Origin of the sequence: Streptosporangium sp. NBC_01810 (assembly GCF_035917355.1) — a bacterium.
GTDB lineage: Bacteria > Actinomycetota > Actinomycetes > Streptosporangiales > Streptosporangiaceae > Streptosporangium.
In genome coordinates this window covers 1,012,117-1,030,882 of sequence record NZ_CP109070.1, presented here as the reverse complement: position 1 = coordinate 1,030,882, position 18,766 = coordinate 1,012,117, and the positions used below count along the sequence as shown (strand labels likewise).

General features: G+C 70.2%; 15 protein-coding genes. 7 read left to right on the top strand and 8 right to left on the bottom strand.

Annotation, left to right across the window (positions count from 1 at the left end; genetic code table 11):
• The first annotated feature begins 15 nt into the window (after positions 1-15).
• Positions 16-570 carry a hypothetical protein gene (locus tag OIE13_RS04700; protein WP_326642543.1) on the top strand — a complete coding sequence of 185 codons (555 nt, stop codon included), beginning with the start codon at positions 16-18 and terminating at the stop codon, positions 568-570.
• A gap of 106 nt (positions 571-676) precedes the next feature.
• Here the strand turns inward: OIE13_RS04700 and OIE13_RS04695 are convergent, their stop codons facing one another.
• On the bottom strand, positions 677-3,295 hold the full coding sequence (locus OIE13_RS04695; RefSeq protein ID WP_326642545.1) for a bifunctional acetate--CoA ligase family protein/GNAT family N-acetyltransferase: 2,619 nt from the start codon (positions 3,293-3,295) through the stop codon (positions 677-679).
• A 207-nt stretch (positions 3,296-3,502) separates the two neighbouring features.
• Between OIE13_RS04695 and OIE13_RS04690 the strand changes: the two genes are divergently transcribed.
• Positions 3,503-4,393, top strand: a complete 891-nt coding sequence (locus tag OIE13_RS04690; RefSeq protein WP_326642547.1) for a carbohydrate kinase family protein — start codon at positions 3,503-3,505, stop codon at positions 4,391-4,393.
• A 172-nt stretch (positions 4,394-4,565) separates the two neighbouring features.
• Here the strand turns inward: OIE13_RS04690 and OIE13_RS04685 are convergent, their stop codons facing one another.
• Both OIE13_RS04685 and OIE13_RS04680 read right to left on the bottom strand, forming a co-directional pair.
• Positions 4,566-6,635, bottom strand: coding sequence for a RecQ family ATP-dependent DNA helicase (locus OIE13_RS04685; RefSeq protein ID WP_326646856.1), 2,070 nt, complete (start codon positions 6,633-6,635; stop codon positions 4,566-4,568).
• Between the two features lie 18 nt (positions 6,636-6,653).
• Positions 6,654-7,103 carry a TauD/TfdA dioxygenase family protein gene (locus tag OIE13_RS04680; RefSeq protein ID WP_326829585.1) on the bottom strand — a complete coding sequence of 150 codons (450 nt, stop codon included), beginning with the start codon at positions 7,101-7,103 and terminating at the stop codon, positions 6,654-6,656.
• A gap of 245 nt (positions 7,104-7,348) precedes the next feature.
• Between OIE13_RS04680 and OIE13_RS04675 the strand changes: the two genes are divergently transcribed.
• Positions 7,349-7,933, top strand: a complete 585-nt coding sequence (locus tag OIE13_RS04675; RefSeq protein WP_326642551.1) for a GNAT family N-acetyltransferase — start codon at positions 7,349-7,351, stop codon at positions 7,931-7,933.
• A gap of 240 nt (positions 7,934-8,173) precedes the next feature.
• Positions 8,174-10,666 carry a DNA gyrase/topoisomerase IV subunit A gene (locus OIE13_RS04670; protein WP_326642553.1) on the top strand — a complete coding sequence of 831 codons (2,493 nt, stop codon included), beginning with the start codon at positions 8,174-8,176 and terminating at the stop codon, positions 10,664-10,666.
• Between the two features lie 195 nt (positions 10,667-10,861).
• Here the strand turns inward: OIE13_RS04670 and OIE13_RS04665 are convergent, their stop codons facing one another.
• Complete coding sequence (locus OIE13_RS04665; protein ID WP_326642555.1) at positions 10,862-11,179, bottom strand: hypothetical protein; 318 nt, start codon at positions 11,177-11,179, stop codon at positions 10,862-10,864.
• Positions 11,180-11,346: 167 nt separating this feature from the next.
• On the opposite strand from OIE13_RS04665, the gene OIE13_RS04660 reads away from it, so the two are divergent.
• Positions 11,347-11,841 carry a beta-class carbonic anhydrase gene (locus OIE13_RS04660; RefSeq protein ID WP_326642557.1) on the top strand — a complete coding sequence of 165 codons (495 nt, stop codon included), beginning with the start codon at positions 11,347-11,349 and terminating at the stop codon, positions 11,839-11,841.
• A 220-nt stretch (positions 11,842-12,061) separates the two neighbouring features.
• On the opposite strand, the gene OIE13_RS04655 is transcribed toward OIE13_RS04660, so the two are convergent.
• Complete coding sequence (locus tag OIE13_RS04655) at positions 12,062-14,134, bottom strand: DNA gyrase/topoisomerase IV subunit B (RefSeq protein ID WP_326642559.1); 2,073 nt, start codon at positions 14,132-14,134, stop codon at positions 12,062-12,064.
• Between the two features lie 241 nt (positions 14,135-14,375).
• Here OIE13_RS04655 and OIE13_RS04650 point away from each other — a divergent pair, with 241 nt between their 5' ends.
• A complete protein-coding gene (locus OIE13_RS04650; protein WP_030920243.1) occupies positions 14,376-14,606 on the top strand; it encodes a DUF7455 domain-containing protein in 231 nt (76 codons plus the stop codon).
• 17 nt (positions 14,607-14,623) lie between these two features.
• Here the strand turns inward: OIE13_RS04650 and OIE13_RS04645 are convergent, their stop codons facing one another.
• On the bottom strand, positions 14,624-15,001 hold the full coding sequence (locus tag OIE13_RS04645) for a GNAT family N-acetyltransferase (RefSeq protein ID WP_326642563.1): 378 nt from the start codon (positions 14,999-15,001) through the stop codon (positions 14,624-14,626).
• 45 nt (positions 15,002-15,046) lie between these two features.
• Here OIE13_RS04645 and OIE13_RS04640 point away from each other — a divergent pair, with 45 nt between their 5' ends.
• Positions 15,047-15,787 carry a YaaA family protein gene (locus OIE13_RS04640; RefSeq protein WP_326830264.1) on the top strand — a complete coding sequence of 247 codons (741 nt, stop codon included), beginning with the start codon at positions 15,047-15,049 and terminating at the stop codon, positions 15,785-15,787.
• Between the two features lie 87 nt (positions 15,788-15,874).
• On the opposite strand, the gene OIE13_RS04635 is transcribed toward OIE13_RS04640, so the two are convergent.
• Positions 15,875-16,795 carry a hypothetical protein gene (locus OIE13_RS04635; protein ID WP_326642565.1) on the bottom strand — a complete coding sequence of 307 codons (921 nt, stop codon included), beginning with the start codon at positions 16,793-16,795 and terminating at the stop codon, positions 15,875-15,877.
• A 168-nt stretch (positions 16,796-16,963) separates the two neighbouring features.
• A complete protein-coding gene (locus tag OIE13_RS04630; protein ID WP_326642567.1) occupies positions 16,964-18,619 on the bottom strand; it encodes an RNA polymerase sigma factor in 1,656 nt (551 codons plus the stop codon).
• Positions 18,620-18,766 lie beyond the last annotated feature (147 nt).

The window sequence follows — 18,766 nt, the reverse complement described above, 5'->3', positions numbered from 1 at the left end:
CAGGGATGAGGAGATATGGCCGATGAACGTCCAGATTCGCCGGAGCGGGCCGGGATGGCCCTCGCGGTGACCATCGCGGCCACCGTGGCGGTGACCGTCACGACCACTGTGGCGGCCATCGCCGCCGCCACCGCACCGCCCGCCCTCGGAGCGCGACTCCCCGCCGACCTGATCCTCACCACGGTCCACGACGGCCCCTTCGAGGCCGGTGGCACCGGCACCTTCTCCATAGACGTCACCGCCGACCCCGCCTCCATCGGGATCGGATACCCGACCGAGGTCACCTACTACTTCCCCGCGGACCTGACCCCGGTACGGGCCTCGGGCGCGGGCTGGAGATGCCGGACAACGCCCAGGAGCGTCGACTGCGAAACGCGTGACCTGGCCTCTCCCGGCTTCCAGCTGCCCCGGATCACGATCGGCGTGACCGTGGCGAGGGACGCCACCGGCACGCTGACCGCCTCCGGCAGGGCCGTCGAGGCCGTGGCCGTCCCCACCGGGACCGGCCACGCGTCCGACACCGTCGCCAGCACGGTCCAGATCCTCCCTGCGGCGACGTCCGCGACCTGACAGGACATGCCGGGTACGCCGGGCGGGAACGTTCACCCGGCGGGATGCCCCGCGCTCTCCGGCCGTGGACCCGGCCGGGCGGCGCGGACCACGGGAGAGGTCCGCGTCAGCCGAGGCGCCGGGGGCCGTCGTCGGGGCGCGGGCCCTCGTGGTCGCGGAGCACGACCCGGGCGCCCAGCACGGTCACCCCGGACTGCCCCACCAGCACCGGGTCGAGAGTGAGCCGTGCCACCTCCGGGAGATCGTCCGCCAGCCGTCCGAGGCGGATCAGCAGGTCCTCCAGCGCCTCGACCGCGACCGGCGGGTAGCCGTACTCGCCGAGGAGCAGGGGGGCGGCGCGCGGCGACCTCACCAGTGCCGCCGCGTCCTCACGGGTCAGCGGGGCCAGCCGGTACGCCTCGTCGTGCAGCAGCCGCGCGGTGATCTCACCGAGCCCGAAGGAGACGACCGCGCCGAAGGCGGGGTCGTCCATCACCCCGGCCACGGTCGGCACCGCGGGCTGCGGGGCCATGCGCTGCACCGCGAGCACGGCCCCGGGTTCGAGTTGGCGCGTCAGGTCGGCGTAGGCGTCACGTACCCCGTCGGGTCCCGACAACCCCAGACGCACGGTCCCCGCATGCTTGGCCGCCTCGGACCCCTCGGCCTTCAGCACGACCGGCCAGCCGAGCCTCGTCGCGGCGTCGACGGCCTCCTGGGGCGATCCCACCGTCTCCGACGGCCAGACCTCCACCCCGTAGCGGGCGAGCAGCCGCGAGGCGTCGATCTCGGCCGGGGCGTCGCCCAGCCCGGCGAGCACGAGGCTCCGTGCCGCGCCGGTGTCGACGCCCTCGATCTCCTCGGGCACCCCTGCGGGCTGCTCCAGCCAGCGCGCGTGCCGCACGACGTGGGCGAGCGCGCGGACCGCCTCCTCGGGCGCGGTGTACGAGGGGATGGAGCCTCGCTCGGGAGTGGTGCCGACCCGCAGTTCCCCGAGCATGCCGATCTTGCCTTCGAACGTGGCCAGCACCGGTTTGCCGCAGTCGCGAGAGACGCGCAGCAGCTCGGCGCCGACCTCTTCGGCGTTGCCGGGGATGGGCGGCATGTAGATCGCCACCACGGCGTCCACGTCCGGGAGCACCGAGGCCAGGGCCGCACCGAACTCGGCGGCGCCCGCCCGCGCGCCGAGGTTGACCGATGGCCTGGGCTCCAGGCCGACCCGCGCGCAGGCGTCGGCGGCCAGCAGCGCCATCGCGTCGGAGTTGCTGACCAGACCGACCCTGGGCCCGGCGGGCAGCGGCTGGTAGGCCAGCAGCTGCGCCACGTCGAACTGCTGGATCAGGTCGTCCACCCTGATCACCCCCGCCTGCTCGAACAGCGCGCTGAGCGCGGGGTCCGGCAGGCCGAGCACGGGCGCGGCGTGACCCGTGGGCACGCCCTGGGTGGTGCCGCCGCTCTTGACGACCACGATCGGCTTGCGGCGCGAGATGCGCCGCGCGAGGCGGGCGAACTTGCGGGGGTTTCCCAGCGACTCCAGGTAGAGCAGGATCACGTCGGTCCGCGGATCCTCCTCCCAGTACTGGAGCAGGTCGTTGCCCGACACGTCGGCGCGGTTGCCCGCGGAGACGAACGAGGAGATGCCCATGCCCCGCTGGGCCACCCGCTGCAGCAGCGCGGCGCCCAGGGCTCCGGACTGGCTGAAGAAGCCGACCCTGCCGCGCCCGGGGAGGGTGGCGGCGAGCGTGGCGTTCAGCCGCACCGATGGGTCGGTATTGGCGATGCCGAGGCAGTTGGGGCCGACGACCCGCAGGCCGTACGCGCGGGCGATGCGCACCATCTCGTCCTGCCTGGCCCGCCCCTCGGGGCCGGCCTCGCCGAACCCGGAGGAGACCACGATCAGCCCGCGCACCCCCTTCTCCGCGCACTCCTTGACCACGTCGATCACCCCGTCGGCGGGTACGGCGAGAACGGCGAGGTCCACCTCCCCGTCGATGGCCGTCACACTCGGGTAGGCCCGCACCCCGGCCACGGCCCGCACCTCGCGGTGCACGGGGTAGACCGGACCGGTGAAATCGGCGCCGAGCAGGTTGCGCAGCACGGTCTGGCCGACGCCGCCCGGCTCGCGCCCCGCCCCGACGACCGCCACCGAGCCAGGCGAGAGCAGGCGCTCGATCGAGCGGGACTCGGCGCGGTGCTCGCGGGCGGTGGTCACCTCCTGGGCGGTCTCGGTCGGGGTGAGGTCGAGGGTCATCCGGACCACGCCGTCGGCGAAACTACTCTGCGCGGTGTAGCCGACCTGTTTGAGGACGCCCATCATCTTCTGGTTGGCGGGCAGCACGTCGGCGACGAAGCAGGCGATCCCCCGCTCCCTGGCGGTGGCCGCCAGGTGTTCGAGGAGCACCGAGGCGACCCCCCGGCCCTGGTGGGCGTCCTCGACGAGGAAGGCGACCTCCGCCTCGCCGGGTTCGATCCGGTCGTAGCTGATGACCGCCACCATCTCGGCGCCGATCGTGGCGATCAACGCCACGCGGTCCACGTAGTCGACGTTGGTGAACCAGGTGATCTCCCGATCCGACAGCCGCGGCCGGGGACTGAAGAAGCGGAAGTAGATCGACTCGTTGGACAGCCGGCCGTAGAAGGAACGCAACCGGTCGGCGTCGGCGGGCCGAATCGGGCGTACATGGGCGGTGCCGCCGTCCGACAGGACGACGTCCGCCTCCCAGTGGGCAGGGTACTGAGCAGCCTCCACAGCCCCGAGAGTAGACGCGAATCTCACAAGACGGACCAGCGGCACGAATTCACGCAACGCTTGTGCATCGACTATGGTCCGGTGTCTGGTCAAGACCCCATAGCCTGGCCGGAAGCTGTTAAGTTTTTCGCGGCTAGAGGTCTAGAGGTACGGCTTGAAGCACGGCCAGAGGCACGTCGGCATCGAAGGCAGCAAGGTGGTGACATCATGACGCGGGTGGTCGTGGTGGGCGATCTCATGACCGATGCGGTCGCGAGAGCTCGCTACCCGTTGGCAAGGGCCAGCGACACACCGGCGGTCGTCACCATGCACGGCGGTGGCTCGGGGGCCAACATCGCCTCCTGGCTCGCCGTCGAGGGCACGGAGGTCGCCTTCATCGGGCGGCGCGGCGCCGACATCACCGGCCGTAACCGCGACATGGAGTTGATGGGCTACGGCGTCGACGCCCGCCTCGTCATGGATCCCGAGCGGCCGACCGGCACCTGCGTGGTGCTCGTCACCCACAAGGGCGAGCGCACCATGCTGTCCGACCCCGGCGCGAACGCGGCCCTGTCCCCCGAGGATCTGCCCCGTGACCTGTTCTCCCAGGGTGGGCACCTGCACCTGTCCGGCTACACGCTGATCAACGAGGGTTCACGCGAGGCCGGTATGGCGGCGCTGGAGATGGCTCGCCGCTCCGGGATGTCCGTCTCGGTCGACTGCTCCTCCTCCGCTCCTCTGGAGCGCACGGGTGCCGAGCCCTTCCTGGAGTGGACGCAGAGCGCCAAGCTGCTGTTCGCCAACGCCGACCAGGCGAAGGTCCTCACCGGCCGCGACGATCCCGCCGCCGCCGCCAAGGTCCTCACCGCCTGGTTCCCTCAGGTGGTCGTCAAGCTCCGTGACGAGGGCGCGCTCTGGTACGGCAACCGCCCCGACCCGATCAAGGTCCCCGCCGGGGCCGTGGAGCGCGTGGTCGACGGCACCGGCGCCGGTGACGCCTTCACCGCGGGCTTCCTGCCGGCATGGCTCGGCGGCAAACCCCCGGCCGAGGCCCTGGCCTCCGGCTGCCACCTGGCCTCCCGGGCCATCTCCCACCTGGGCGCCCGCCCCCGCCTCTAGCGAGGGTCCACCTGGTCGGGCGGACTCTCCTAGCTGGTGACCGCCAGGGCCTAGAGCACCGGTCAAGTAAGGACCAAGCGGTGTCCGGCCTTCGGTAAACCCGGGTCGCAACAGGTCGGCCTGGCCGCATCTGGTGTTGATCAACGCTCTGTGCGGTTACTTGACCGGCTCTCTAGCTGGTGACCGCCAGGGCGAGAGGCAGCACGGCGGGGGCTCCGGCGTGACGGAGCATGGCGGCTCCCAGGGTCATCGTCCAGCCCGTGTCGATCCGGTCGTCGACCAGAAGGAGCGGCCCTTGGGCCGAGACCACGGCCGCGCCCAGGGCGGAGGGCATGGCGAGGGTGCCCCGGATCGCCTGGACGCGCTGCGCGCTGTTGAACTGCCGTCCGGGCGGGCCCGACCGGTAGCCGAGGTCGCCCAGATAGGACAGGCGCCCCACCTGGGCCAGCCGCTCGGCCAGGTTGCGGACGAGTTGCGGGCGACTTCCCGAGGGCACCGCGACCACCCCGACCGGGCGCTGTGCCCACTCCCAGGACGACAGCACCTTGACCACGGCGGCGAAGACGTCGTCGGGAACCGGCCCGTCGGCGGCTCCGTCGGCCAGGAGGCCGCGCAGGCGGTTGCCCCAGCCGATGTCGGTGAGCCTGCCCAGCACCCGCCCCGGCTCGGCGCCCAGTTCCGGCCTGATCCGGCCCTTGAGATCGGTCAGCCCCGTCGGCCACTGCCTGCGCGCCTCGACCTCCACCCCGGGCCTGCGGAGCCGATCGGCCGCCGACCGCACGGCCTGCTCGTCCACCTCGGGCGAGCGGTGCGTGCCGGTGCAGTTGTCGCAGCGCCCACACGGGGCGGCGGTGTCGTCGTCCAGGCGGCGGCGGAGGAACTCCTCCCGGCAGCCGGTGGTGTCGAGGTAGTCGAGCATGGCCCGCTGCTCGGCCTCCCGCTCGGCGGTGACCCTGGCGTAGCGCGGGGCGTCGTACTCCCAGGGCTCGCCGGTGGACTCCCAGCCGCCCTTGACCCGGCGCACGGCGCCGTCGACGTCGAGGACCTTCAGCATGGTCTCAAGGCGGCTCCGGCTGAGATCCACCCGGTTCTCCAGGGCTGCCGTGGACATCACTCCGCCCTCCTCCAGCGCGGCCAGCACGGCCCGCACGACGGGCTCGGGCGGGAAGGCCAGCGAGGCGAAGTACGCCCAGATGTCGCGGTCCTCCGCACCGGGCAGCAGGATCACCTCTGCCCGCTCGACTCCTCGGCCCGCCCTTCCGACCTGCTGGTAGTAGGCCACCGGGGACTGCGGGGCCCCGACATGGACGACGAATCCCAGGTCGGGCTTGTCATAGCCCATGCCGAGCGCGGAGGTCGCGACCAGTGCCTTGATCTTGTTGTCCAGCAGTGCCTGCTCGGCGGCGAGCCGCTCGGCCTGTTCGGTCTGCCCGGAGTAGGCGGCCACCTCGTGGCCCTGCTCGCGCAGGTAGGCGGCGATCTCCTGGGCGGCGGCCACGGTGAGCGTGTAGACGATGCCGGAGCCGGGGAGCTCGTGCAGCGTACTGGCGAGCCAGGCCAGGCGCTGCTCGGCGCCGCGCAGGCGCACGACCCCGAGATGGAGGCTGTCGCGCTCCAGCGCGCCGCGCAGCACCAGCGTCTCCTCGCCCATCTGCTCGGCGACGTCGCGGGTGACCCTGGCATTGGCCGTGGCGGTGGTCGCGAGGATCGGCACGCCCTCGGTGAGCTCCTCGAACATCGTGCGCAGCCGCCGGTAGTCGGGGCGGAAGTCGTGGCCCCAGTCGGAGATGCAGTGCGCCTCGTCGACCACGATCAGGCCCGCGCTCTCGGCCAGCTCGGGCAGCACGTGGTCGCGGAAGTCGGGGTTGTTGAGCCGCTCGGGGCTGACCAGCAGCACGTCGACCTCGCCCTCGGCGACCTGGTTGTAGATCTGCTCCCACTCCTCGGGGTTGGCCGAGTTGACCGTGACCGCGTTGATCCCGGCGCGCTCGGCGGCGGCGATCTGGTTGCGCATCAGGGCCAGCAGCGGGGACACGATGACGGTCGGCCCCTCACCCAGCTCGCGCAGGAGCGCGGTGGCGATGAAGTAGACGGCTGACTTGCCCCAGCCGGTGCGCTGCACCACGAGCACCCGGCGCCGGTCCATGACCAGTGCCCTGATGGCCGACCACTGGTCCTCGCGCAGCCGGGCGTGCTCCCCGGCGAGCGCCCGCAGCCGCCCCTCGGCCTCTTCTCGCAGCATCTGCTCTTCGCTCACCGGTCATTGGTACCAGGTCTCGCCGACTGTTTCACTTATGCGCTGGTCGGCACCTCCCGCCCGCTGTCGGTCGGCACCACCTCCACCCTGTCCGCGCTGACGGCGGCCGCCGTCGCGGCCTACCGCGCCCGCGGCTCCTGAACGTCCAGGTGCTTCGAAGGTGTTGTCGCTGCGCCACTCGTCGCCGCCCTCGCCCTTGGGGTCGGTCTGGTCGAGGACGTGGATGGCGGTGCCGCCGTCCTTCCTGAAGACGTGGTGGTTGATCGAACCGAAGTTCTCCGCGAAGCGGATGTGCTCTTCGTCACTGATGTGCTGGTCGCGGAAGAAGAGGACCTTGTGCTTCAGCCAGCCTCGCCGGATCTCCCGGACCTCCCCCTCCGACAGTGGCCTGCGCAGGTCGACGCCGTTCACCTCGGCACCGATGTGCCTGGTCACGGGCTTGAACTCGATCATTTTCGGACGCCCCTCCATCGTGGCCGTACGACATTCGCGAAGGTTGGGTCATCCTTACCCTCCCCTCTTTCCGAGCCTGGCCCGGCCCAATAAATCAAGCAATCACTTGGTCAAAAACATGCCGCGGGCCGGTGCCCGCCGAGAGTGGCCCCGGCCGCCGTGGACACACTCGTGAGGAAGTCACACCGGGTCGGCGGGGAGCGAGGGAGCTGGCAGGCTCCGCTCCGTGGTTTGATGCATCCACTATGGACGTCACCACCTGGTATCTCGAACAGACCTCACGCTCGGACCTGCTGCCCGCGAAACCGCCGTCGATCGAGGTCGACATCGTGCACGCCGAGGTGCCTTCGCCCGAGTTCAGCCGGTTCCTCAGCACGGCCGTCGGCGGAGAGTGGCACTGGACCAACCGGCTGCCGTGGACCTGGCGCGAGTGGAGCGACTGGCTGGAGGGCGGCGTGGAGACCTGGGTGGCCTACCACCGCGGCACCCCCGTCGGCTACGTCGAGCTCGCCCCCCAGGACGGCGCGAGCGTCGAGATCACCTGCTTCGGCCTCCTGCCGTGGGCGATCGGCAGAGGCCTCGGCGGCCATCTGCTGGAGGTCGTCACCGCCAGGGCCTGGGACCTGGCCGACCGGCAGCCCGATCGGGAACCGACCCGGCGGGTGTGGCTGCACACCTGCTCCCTCGACAGCCCGGCGGCGCTCGCCAACTATCGGGCACGCGGCTTCAAGATCTACGACACCAAACTGAACGTGCCCGGCGACGAGTACGAAGGCGAGACCCCCGGCCCCTGGCCCGGAGCGGGCCCTCGGACCCGCGACACCCCCTGAACACCCCGCTCGAACGGCGGTGGCCCCCGGCGGCAGGCCGGGAAAGGCCCGGAGGTGTCGGATGAGCTGGGTATGGTATCGAGTCTCGGTACCATACCGTCGCCCTGTCACCGCTCTCCCGCCGGACGTCCCGTCCCGAGGCTCCCCGGGGAGCCGGTGCAGGCGGTTCGCCCACGAAGACAGAAGGAGGATGCGCCTCCCCCCCGGCCTGACGGCCGGGGCGCGCGCGCAGGAAATCAGATGGCTCGACGGACGACCACACCCCCGACCGACGAGGGCTTCGAGGAGCGGATCGTCGACATCGACGTTTCCACCGAGATGCGCACCAGCTTCCTCGAATACGCATACTCGGTCATCTACCAGCGCGCGCTGCCGGACGCCAGGGACGGCCTCAAGCCGGTTCAGCGCCGCATCCTCTACTCGATGAGCGAGATGGGCCTGCGGCCCGACCGGGGCCACGTCAAGTCCTCGCGCGTCGTCGGCGACGTGATGGGCAAGCTCCACCCGCACGGCGACACCGCCATCTACGACGCGCTGGTCCGCATGGCCCAGCCGTTCTCGATGCGCCTGCCGCTCATCGACGGGCACGGCAACTTCGGCTCCCCGGACGACATGCCCGCCGCGATGCGTTACACCGAGGCCCGGCTGGCCTCGGCGGCCATGGCCGTGGTCCAGTCGATCGACGAGGACACCGTCGATTTCAAACCCAACTACGACGGCCAGGAGACCGAGCCCACGGTCATGCCGTCGGCCTTCCCCAACCTGCTGGTCAACGGGGCCACCGGCATCGCGGTCGGGATGGCCACCAACATGGCGCCGCACAACCTCGTCGAGGTCGTCGCCGCCGCCCGCCACCTGATCAAGAAGCCGGAGGCGACCCTCGACGACCTGATGCGGTTCGTCCCCGGCCCCGACCTGCCCACCGGCGGCACGATCATCGGCCTCGACGGCATTCGCGACGCGTACGCCAAGGGCCGCGGCACCTTCCGGATGCGCGCCAAGTGCGCCGTCGAGCAGGTCAGCCCCCGCCGCAAGGGCATCGTCGTCACCGAACTGCCTTTCAACGTCGGCCCCGAGCGCGTGGTCACCAAGATCAGGGAGCTGGTCACCGCCAAGAAGCTCCAGGGCATCTCCGACCTCAAGGACCTCAGCGACCGGCACAAGGGCCTCAGCCTGGTCATCGAGATCAAGAACGGCTTCATCCCCGAGGCCGTGCTGGAGGAGCTTTACCGGCTCACGCCGATGGAGGAGACCTTCGGCATCAACAACGTCGCGCTGGTCGACGGCGAGCCGCGCACGCTGGGCCTGCGCGAACTGCTCCAGGTCTACGTCGACCACCGCATCGACGTGGTCCGCCGCCGCTCGCTGTACCGCCGGCGCAAGCGCGAGGAGCGACTGCACCTCGTCGAGGGCCTCGCCATCGCCCTGCTCAACATCGACGAGGTGATCCGGGTCATCCGCTCCTCCGATGACTCCGCCCAGGCCCGCGAGCGCCTGACGCAGGCATTCCAGCTGTCGGAGATCCAGGCCAACTACATCCTCGACACCCCGCTGCGCCGCCTGACCCGCTACGACAAGCTGGAGCTCGACCGCGAGAGCCAGACGCTGCGCGACGAGATCGCCGAGCTGACCGCGATCCTGTCCTCCGACGACAGGCTCCGCAAGGTCGTCTCCGACGAGCTTGCCCAGATCTCCAAGACCTTCGGCACCCCGCGCCGCACGGTGCTGCTGGAGTCCTCGGGGGTCGCGAGGAACGTCTCGGCTCCCCTGGAGGTGGCCGATGACCCCTGCCTGGTGCTGTTCTCGTCCACCGGGCTGCTGGCCCGCACGACCGACGCCTCGCCACTGGCGGGCGACGGCGACCGCTCGGCCCACGACGTGCTGGTCTCCGCGGTGCGGAGCACCGTCAGGGGCGAGGTGGGCGTGGTCACCAACCAGGGGCGGATGATCCGGGTCCAGGTGGTCGACCTGCCCACGCTGCCCCGCTCGGCCAACCCGCCGTCGCTGTCCGGAGGCCACCCGGTCGCCGAGTACGTCACCTTCAACCCGGGCGAGACCGTCGTCGGCGTCGGCTCGCTCGACCCCGAAGGACCCGGCCTGGCACTGGGCACCGCGCAGGGCGTGGTCAAGCGGGTCGTCCCCGACTACCCGGCCAACCGCGACGACTTCGAGGTCATCGGCCTCAAGGACGGCGACAGCGTGGTGGGCGCGGTGGAGCTGACGAGTGAGGACCATGACCTGGTCTTCATCACCTCGGAGGCCCAGCTGCTGCGCTACCCCGCCTCCGTCGTCCGCCCGCAGGGCCGCCCGGCGGGCGGCATGGCCGGCGTGCGGCTGGACGGAGGTGCCGTGGTGGTCTGGTTCGGCGCGGTCGACCCCTCCCGCGAGTCGCAGGTCGTGACGATCGCCGGCTCCTCGACCGCACTGCCCGGCACCCAGATCGGCGGCGCCAAGGTCTCCGACTTCGCCGAATACCCGCCAAAGGGCCGCGGCACCGGCGGTGTCCGCGTCCAGCGGTTCCTCAAGGGCGAGGACGTCCTGCTGCTCGCCTGGGCGGGCCCCGGCCCGGCTCGCGCGGTCTCGTCCGTCGGCAAGCCCGCGCCGCTCCCCGAGGAGCCGGGCCGCCGCGACGGCTCCGGTGTCCGGCTCACCCACACCGTGGCGGCCGTGGGCGGCGCTCTCTGCGCCGAAGGCGACCGGAAGGGCCAGGGGGCCGACACCCCCCCGGAATGACCCTCACCCCCCGTGTGGGACCCCACGGAGCCCCCGCCAGGACGGCGTGGGCTCCGCGGGGCCGGGGAGGGGTGACGGGTCCCGCGCACCGAGCGCCGACGTCGCGTCCCCGGAACCCGGCGACGCCGCCCGGCAGATCTCGGGTTCCGGATGCGCGTCCCCTCCCGCGCGGCGCTCAGAATCCGCCCGGGACCTTCAGGTGAGGGCCCCCTGGAGCGCGAACCTGATGGCCATCAGCAGTTGCCAGGGCTCGCCCGACTCCCAGAAGCGGACGACCCTGGCGACTCGATCCGGCGGATCGAACTCACCGGCCCCGTACGGGCCGAAACACCCCGCCTCCACGAGGACGGCCACGAACGGGTCGTCGTCCTTCAGGGACCGGGTATAGGCCGCCGCGTCGAGCAGGGCCAGTGCCGAGCGCGCGTTGCGCCCCCCGTCCCTGGCCTCCACACGGTCCAGCTTCCGCCTGCCCTGGTCACGGAGATAGTCGGCCAGCGATTCGGTCCTGCTCATTACCCTCCCCAACTCCCGGACTTTGAGTGACGACATCATCACCCACTGTGGGTGTCGGCGGTGGGATCTTGGTGAAGTCGTCACTCGATGCGCCCCCGACGACTCTCGCCAAACGGGTATGACGCATCATTAATCCGTTAGCTCCATCGACCGAGGGATACACGTACGTGAGTGCCTTTGACGACCTGCTGGCCGCCAACGAGGAGTTCTCCGCCACGTTCACCGACTCAGAGCTGACCGGCAAGGCCGCTCGCGGCCTCGCGGTGGTCACCTGCATGGACTCACGGATCGATCCGCTGGGTCTCTTCGGGCTGAAGCCGGGCGACGCCAAGATCCTCCGCAACGCCGGGGCCAGGGTGACCGACGACGTGCTGCGCACACTCGTCCTGGCGGTCAACCTGCTGGCGGTGGAGCGGGTGCTGGTCATGCCGCACACCGACTGCGGCATGACCAAGGTCACCGACGGCGAGGTGCATGCGATCGCCGCCCGGCGCGGCGTCGACACCCGGAGCCTGGACTTCCACACCGTCCCCGACCAGGACGCTGCGCTGCGCCACGACCTCACCCGGATCAGGACCAGCCCGTTCCTTCCGGCGGGCATGCCGGTGGGCGGCGCCGTCTACGACGTGCACACCGGCAAGCTGATGCCGGTCGAGATCTGAGCCTCGGGATCCGCTCCCGGTTCCGCCCGGCCCCGCCCGGACGGAACCGGTCTTCCCGCGCCACGCCCGGCGCCGACGTCATGGGGGCGCCCGCCAGGTGACCGGCCCCGCTGAGCGGGGCCGGTCAGCGGGGCCGGTCAGCGGGGCCGGTCAGCGGCGGCAAGGCACTCAGAGACGGCCTTGGCGCGAAATGGCCGGGAGCCCGATGATGCCGCCGCCCCTAGGCGTCGATGTGGTCGCGGTCGATCTCGGCCGCGCTGCCCACGATGAACTCCCGGCGCGGGGCCACGTCGCTGCCCATCAGGAGGGCGAAGATGCGCTCGGCCTCCTCGATGTCCTGGATGCGGACCCGGCGCAGGGTGCGATGGCGGGGCTCCATGGTCGTCTCGGCCAGCTGGTCCGCGTCCATCTCGCCCAGGCCCTTGTATCGCTGGACCGGATCCTTCCAGCGCTTGCCCCGGCGCTCCAGATCACGCAGCACCTTGTGCAGCTCGGCGTCGGAGTAGCAGTAGACGTACTTGCCCTGACCGCGGCCGGGGTTGATGACCTCGATCCGATGCAGCGGCGGCACGGCGGCGAAAACGCGCCCGGCCTCGACCATCGGCTTCATGTAGCGGTGGAACAGGGTCAGCAGGAGACAACGGATGTGCGCCCCGTCGACGTCGGCGTCGGCCATCAGGATGACCTTGCCGTAGCGGGCCGCCTCGATGTCGAAGGATCGACCGGAACCCGCCCCGATGACCTGGATGATCGCGGCACACTCGGCGTTCTTGAGCATGTCCGCGACGGACGCCTTCTGCACGTTCAGGATCTTGCCTCGGATCGGCAGCAGCGCCTGGAACTCCGAGTCGCGGGCCGCCCGGGCGGTGCCCAGCGCCGAGTCACCCTCGACGATGAACAACTCGCTGCGGTCGACCTCGTCACTTCGGCAGTCGACCAGCTTCGCCGGGAGCGCCGAGTTCTCCAGTGCGGTCTTGCGGCGCTGGTTGTCACGGTGCTCCCGGGCGGCGATGCGGGCCTTGGCCGCCGCGACGATCTTCTCCAGGACCGCACGGAGCTGCGGCTTGGCATTGCGCGACGGGTTGGCGAGCAGTTCCTTGAGCTCGCGCGAGACGACGTGGGCGACGATCCTGGAGGCCGCCGAGGTGCCCAGGACCTCCTTGGTCTGGCCCTCGAACTGCGGCTCGGGCACCCGGACGGTCACCACCGCGGTGAGACCCTCCATGATGTCCTCACGGGTGACCGGGGCATCGCCGTTCTTGAGCAGGCGGGTCTCGCGCAGCTGCTCGTTCAGGGTACGGACGAGGGCTCGTTCGAAGCCGTTGACGTGGGTGCCGCCCTTGGGGGTGGCGATCACGTTGACGAAGGACCTGACGGTGTTGTCGTAACCCTTGCCCCAGCGCACCGCCACGTCCACGGTGAGCTCGCGCTGGACCTCGGTCGGGGTCATGTGCCCCAGCTCGTCGAGGACCGGAACCGTCTCGTGGAAGTGACCCACGCCCTGCAGCCGCAGCACATCGCAGACCGCCTCGTCCCGGGCGAGGAACTCGGTGAACTCCGAGATGCCGCCGTCGAAGTGGAACTCCTCCTCGGCCGCCTCCTCGCCGCGGCTGTCGCGCACGGCCAGGGTCAGGCCGGGGACCAGGAAGGCGGTCTGGCGCAGGCGGACATGGATCTCGTCGAGGGAGACCTCGGCCTCGGGGAGGAAGATCTGGTGGTCGACCCAGAAGCGCACGCGGGTGCCGGTGACGTTCTTCGCGGCGTCGCCGCCGTCACGCAGCCCCGACTTCTTCTTGAACTTGGCCTTGGGCCCGTCGCCGTCGAAGACGCCGGGAACGCCCCTGCGGAAGCTGATCTCGTGAATCCGGCCGCCACGGTCGACCTCGACGTCCAGCCGCGAGGAGAGGGCGTTGACGACGGAGGCGCCGACCCCGTGCAGGCCGCCGGAGGCACCGTAGGAGCCGCCGCCGAACTTCCCACCGGCGTGAAGCTTGGTGTAGACGAGCTCGACGCCCGCCAGACCGCTCTTGGGCTCGATGTCGACGGGGATGCCCCGGCCGTTGTCACGGACCTCGATGGAGCCGTCGGCGTGGAGTTCAACCTCGATGCGGGTGCAATAGCCGGCCAGGGCCTCGTCGACCCCGTTGTCCACGATCTCCCACAGACAGTGCATGAGACCGCGGCTGTCGGTTGACCCGATGTACATACCGGGGCGCTTGCGGACGGCTTCGAGACCCTCCAGCACCGACAGGTGGCGGGCCGTATAACCCGTCTCCGCGCTAACTGCGGTCACGCCCACTCCCAGCTCTGTCGAACATGTGTGCGCAGCTTACCGTTCTTCCCGCCACCACGCGTACAAGCTTGCCATCCGGTGGACAACGGCGTTACATCCAGTGTGATCATCGTTACTTTCGGCCGCTTTCCGCTCTGGGCGTAGCAGGGGGTCGGTTGGGAACGTTCGTATCGGGTTAGATGTTCTCTCAAGTGACTGACGCCAGATCCTCCACCTCAGGGGATGACCTGAAAGGCGATACGTGACTGGAACCCTCGCCCCCGCCAAGCAGCTGACCGCTGCGGACCGCTGTGACCGGTGCGGCGCCCAGGCCTACATCCGCGCAACCCTGCCCGTAGGTGGGGAGCTGCTGTTCTGCGCCCACCACGGGCGTCAGCACGTAGCCGTGCTGAGAGACAAGGGCGCCAACATCCAGGACGAGTCTGCGCGTCTCAGCGACGCTCCGGCAACGGCAGGCAACGACGAACGATAACCAGACGGTCGGAGCCATCATCGGACCCGATAGTGATATCGGGCCGCCACTGTGAAGCCGTGGCGCTCGTAGAGCGTCCTGGCCACCGTGTTCGACTCCACCACCACTAAATATGCCCGCGGTGTGCCCTGCTCTCGCGCATGTGTGAGCAGGGCACATAACACCTTCCGTCCGTGACCCCTGCGCCGCGCATGCGGCACCACGGCCATGGAGTAGATCCCGAACCACTCCCCCTGGACCACGCCCCGCCCCACGGCCTTTCCGCCAAGCGAGGCGTATGCGTTGGCCCGCTTGGTCACCTTATCCGCGGCACGCGGGGTCCAGCCTCCCGCGTCCACCCGGTGGATCGCCGGCCAGGCCTGGTCGACCAACCGGTCGAAGACCTCATCGATCATGCTGCAGGATCCTAACCCTCGATCGCCGCACTACGCTCGGTGACTGTGCTGATTCTGCTGCCTCCGTCCGAGGGGAAGGCCGCGCAGGGTGACGGCCCCGCCCTCGACCTGTCCCGGTTGAGCTTCCCCTCTCTCGGCACGTCCAGACAACTCGTCCTGGACGCGCTGACCGCTCTGTGCGAGGGTCCCGCCGCGCGGGAGGTGCTCGGACTGTCGCCAGGACAGGCCGGTGAGATCGGCAGGAACCTGCTCCTGCGGACCGCGCCCACGCTGGCCGCGGCCGACCTGTACACCGGTGTGCTCTACGACAACCTTCACCTTGCCTCGCTGTCCCCCGAGGCCGGGGCACGGGCCTCGGAGAGGCTGCTGATCTTCTCCGGCCTCTGGGGTTTGCTGCGGGTCGGCGACCGTGTGCCACCGTACCGGCTGTCGATGGGGACGAGACTGCCGCCGCTGGGCGGTCTTGGTGCCTTCTGGCGCCGATCGGTCACCCCGCTGCTCGACGCCGAGCCCGGCCTGGTCGTTGATCTGCGCTCCAGCACCTACGCGGCGGCGTGGCAGCCGGGCGGCAGGGCAGTGGCGGTGCAGGTGCTCAAGGAGGGGAAGGTCGTCAGTCACATGGCGAAGGCCACCCGCGGCGTGATCGCCCGCTCGCTGCTGGAGGGGGGCGTCGATCCGCAAAGCCCCGATGAGCTCGCGAAGGTCCTGGACCACCTTGGACACTCCGTCACTCTCTGTCCACCGCCCGCGGGGAGACGGTCATGGACACTCAACGTTACGGTGTGATTTTCACCACATTTCCCTCACGTCCTCGCGTCGGGAGAGGCGGCGAGCGCTGAACCCGAGGTGAACGACCGTGCCCCGGTGCCCCGTTCACACCGGGACAAGGTGGAGCCGACCGCAGGCCCGCTGGAACTGCTGGGCGGGATCACCCAGATAGGACCACGGCAACCGGCTGACCCTGCCCCCCGTACGCATCAGGTGCCCACGCGCGGGCCTACGCAGGTCGGTCAGGTAGAAGGCGGCCCCGAACAGGTTGTGCGCCTCGATCGACCGGGGATGGCCGTCGTTGCCCAGCCAGCGGCCCGCGTGCGAGACGACCTCGCGCAACGCCTCGTCCGAGAACCAGCCGCCGCGCGACATCGGCGACCGCTCGGCGGCCACCTGCTCGAAGTGGGCCAGCGGCAGCAGGGCTGCCATCGGATCCCCGTCAGGCGCCCACGACACGGCCTGCCTGGCGAACTCCAGCATTTCCTGGGCGCTGCCACCCCAGGCCGGGGACAACGTCATGAGCCTGGCCACATTGGCGGGGAACAGCGTCGGATAACGGCGAGCGGTTTCAAACCAGACCGCGTCCTTCTCCCAGCGCGGCCGATCGAGGCCGAGGAAGAGCCACATGATCGACTCCCAGGGCACCGGATCGGACGGCACGAGCGCCGCCGCGGTGAAGAGCGGTTGCCTGGCCCTCTCCATGGCCGCCTGGAACGCCTGCAGGCGTTGCGCCTGCACGGCCCGGGCCTTGACATCCGGCTTGATCGCCCAGGCTTCCTCGATACGGGTACGCCCGAGCCAGAGCCACAGGTCGGGGTTGGCCCGGTCGCGGACCGCCAGCGCCTCGATGGCACCGCTGTGGCCGACGGCCGCCCTGGCCAGCGCCTCGACCCTGAGCGCGCGGCTCTCCGGATCGCCGCGGGCCGCGCCGAGCGTGATCGTACCGGGCTCGAACACCCTTCGGCACACAGCGGCGACCGCATCGTCGAGCATCGCGTCCGCCCACGGACGATCGACGATCACCCGAAGCCTCCGGGCGCGAATACTGTCAACTTCGGCCACACCCATGAGGCGGCAGCCTAGAAGTGCGTTTCACGCTCCGCGCTACCGACCTGTTAAGCCCGCGTTAACGACGCGGGGCCCGCACCGGACAGTGCGGGCCCTCTGTCAAGAAATCCCTCTCAGGAGATCTCAGTCAAGATAGTCACGCAGGACCTGCGACCGGGACGGGTGACGGAGCTTGGACATGGTCTTGGACTCGATCTGCCGGATGCGCTCGCGCGTCACCCCGTAAACCTTGCCGATCTCGTCCAGCGTCTTCGGCTGGCCGTCGGTCAGGCCGAAACGCATCGAGACCACGCCCGCCTCGCGCTCGGACAGCGTGTCCAGAACGGAGTGGAGCTGCTCCTGCAGGAGCGTGAAACTGACCGCGTCGGCGGGGACGATGGCCTCGGAGTCCTCGATGAGGTCACCGAACTCACTGTCTCCCTCCTCACCCAGCGGGGTGTGCAGGGAGATCGGCTCGCGACCGTACTTCTGGACCTCGACGACCTTCTCGGGGGTCATGTCGAGTTCGCGGGCCAACTCCTCGGGGGTGGGCTCGCGCCCCAGATCCTGGAGCATCTGCCGCTGGACGCGGGCCAGCTTGTTGATCACTTCGACCATGTGGACCGGGATGCGGATGGTCCGCGCCTGGTCGGCCATGGCACGGGTGATCGCCTGCCGGATCCACCACGTGGCGTAGGTGGAGAACTTGTAACCCTTGGTGTAGTCGAACTTCTCCACCGCGCGGATCAGGCCCAGGTTGCCCTCCTGAATCAGATCCAGGAAGAGCATGCCGCGGCCGGTGTAGCGCTTGGCCAGCGAGACCACGAGGCGGAGGTTGGCCTCCAACAGGTGGTTCTTGGCCCGGCGGCCGTCCTCGGCGATCCACTCCAGCTCGGCGCGGACGTCGACCGGGAGCCTCTCGCCGTCGGTTCCCAGCTGCTCCTCGGCGAACAGACCGGCCTCGATCCGCTTGGCGAGCTCGACCTCCTGCTCCGCGTTGAGCAGGGGAACCTTGCCGATCTGCTTGAGGTAGTCCTTGACCGGGTCGGCGGTGGCGCCGGCGGCGGCAACCTGCGGCACCGGGGCGTCATCGTCGTCATCGGAGAGGATGAGGACCTCGTCCTCGTTGACCTCGACGGCCTCGACCTTGGGCTCCTCCTCGGCCTCGGCCTCGACCTCGGCTTCCACCTCGACCTCGACCTCGACCTCGACCTCGGCGACGGCCTCCAGCTCGAAGTCCTCGATCTCGACGTCTTCGAGGTCGACGACCTCGTCGTCATCGCCGGCGAGCGACTTCGACTCGGACGCGGGAGCCGGAGCGGCGACCTCGGAACCGGCCTTCTTCGGCGGAGTGGGAACCGGCTTCTTGGCAGCCGGGGCGACCTTCTTGACCGGCGCCGCCGGCTTCTTGGCAGCCGGGGCGGGCTTCTTGGCCGCGGCCGCGAGCTCGGAGCCGCCGACGACCGCGGTGACGGTCTCCGGCTGCTCCTTGGCCGCAGCGGCGGTCTTGGTCTTCTTGACGGCGGCGGGCGCGGCCGGGGCAGCGCGGCGCTTGGGCGGAGTGCGGGACTTCTTGGGAGCCGCGGAGTCCTCGGCAGTCAGCCGTACGGTGATGCCCTCTTTGCTGAGGCTTCGCAGGATTCCAGCGACCTGCGCCATCGGAATGTCCGCTTCCTCGACGGCCTTGCGGACATCCTCGGACTCGAGGAACCCCTGCGAGCGCCCCCGCTCCATCAGCTGCTGAATGACGGGCTCGTTCAGCTCGGATGGCTTCGAGCGAGTCGAACTTGCAGGCGACACGAACACCTCTCGAAGGAAAGCGAGACGAGAATGGACCCAGATGCCCAACCAGGGGCACTTCTGCCTCTAGTTGTGATTAGCGAGGCCGCGCGAACCGCGACGCACCTGTCCAGCATTGTGGCATGACACCGTGATCCATACGGCCGC

What these genes read in the sequence shown, in the direction of transcription:
- OIE13_RS04690 (WP_326642547.1), top strand. Translation starts at nt 3,503, where the DNA reads ATGACGCGGGTGGTCGTGGTGGGCGATCTCATGACCGATGCGGTCGCG.
- OIE13_RS04680 (WP_326829585.1), bottom strand. Translation starts at nt 7,103, where the DNA reads ATGATCGAGTTCAAGCCCGTGACCAGGCACATCGGTGCCGAGGTGAAC.
- OIE13_RS04670 (WP_326642553.1), top strand. Translation starts at nt 8,174, where the DNA reads ATGGCTCGACGGACGACCACACCCCCGACCGACGAGGGCTTCGAGGAG.
- OIE13_RS04685 (WP_326646856.1), bottom strand. Translation starts at nt 6,635, where the DNA reads ATGCTGCGAGAAGAGGCCGAGGGGCGGCTGCGGGCGCTCGCCGGGGAG.
- OIE13_RS04700 (WP_326642543.1), top strand. Translation starts at nt 16, where the DNA reads ATGGCCGATGAACGTCCAGATTCGCCGGAGCGGGCCGGGATGGCCCTC.
- OIE13_RS04665 (WP_326642555.1), bottom strand. Translation starts at nt 11,179, where the DNA reads ATGAGCAGGACCGAATCGCTGGCCGACTATCTCCGTGACCAGGGCAGG.
- OIE13_RS04675 (WP_326642551.1), top strand. Translation starts at nt 7,349, where the DNA reads ATGGACGTCACCACCTGGTATCTCGAACAGACCTCACGCTCGGACCTG.
- OIE13_RS04645 (WP_326642563.1), bottom strand. Translation starts at nt 15,001, where the DNA reads ATGATCGATGAGGTCTTCGACCGGTTGGTCGACCAGGCCTGGCCGGCG.